The 934-nt window shown below is 68.6% G+C and carries 1 protein-coding gene; it reads right to left on the reverse strand.

Annotated elements, in window-relative coordinates:
• Positions 1-24 precede the first annotated feature (24 nt).
• On the reverse strand, positions 25-858 hold the full coding sequence (locus ACLQ2S_RS27130) for an IS5 family transposase (protein WP_425703816.1): 834 nt from the start codon (positions 856-858) through the stop codon (positions 25-27).
• Positions 859-934 lie beyond the last annotated feature (76 nt).

Genomic DNA, 934 nt, shown 5'->3' on the forward strand with positions numbered 1-934 from the left:
AGTGCGTGTTTGAGATGAGGTTGGTCAGGTCCGGTTGAAGGTGCGGCGGGCTTGTCGGTGTGCCGGTTGACCACGGGTGATGCGGCGGGTCATGCCGGTGATGGCGGCCCAGCGGATGAGGGCTGCGGAGACGGCGGGGTGGCGTTCGTAGTCGCGGGCCAGGCGGCGGCAGGCAGTGAGCCAGGCCAGGGTGCGTTCGGCGACCCAGCGGCGGGGATGAACGGCGAAGCCGCGTTGGTCGGCGGGTTTGCGGACGATCTCCAGCGTGGTGCGCAGCGTGTCGCGGGTCCAGTCGACCAGCCGCCCGGTGAAGCCCTGGTCGGCATAGACATGCCGGATCGGGGTGAGCATATAGGCGCTGAGCAGGGCGGTCTTCGCGCCATCGCGATCCTGCCAACTCGCGGCGAGGACAGTGACGGCGACCAGCAGGCCCAGAGTGTCGGTGACGATGAACCGCTTACGGCCGTTGACCTTCTTCCCGGCGTCGTAGCCCCGACTGTCCCGACCGACGGTGTCGGCGCCCTTCACGCTCTGGGAATCGATGATCCCCGCCGACGGCTCCGGGGCTCGGCCCTGCTGCACCCGAGCCTTGACCCGCAGCGTAGTCAGGAGCTTCTCCGTCACGCCGGTCTCTTCCCACCGGGTGAAGTACCAGTACACCGTCTGCCACGGTGGCAGATCCGCCGGCAGGTACCGCCACGGACACCCCGACCGCACCACGTACAGGATCGCGTTGACGATCTCCCTCCGCGGGTGCTTCTCCCGCCGGCCGTCCGTGTTCGGCTCCGGCAACAGCGGCTCGATCAGCGCCCACTGGGCATCGGTCAGGTCGGAGGGGTAGCCACGGCGCGCAGACACCGCGCCACCCTGCCCGCCCCAACGGTGCATGTCACGCCGCCACGCCGTCCAAAACAGACCTTCTCAAACACGCTCT

Origin of the sequence: Micromonospora sp. DT48 (assembly GCF_049844495.1) — a bacterium.
GTDB lineage: Bacteria > Actinomycetota > Actinomycetes > Mycobacteriales > Micromonosporaceae > Micromonospora.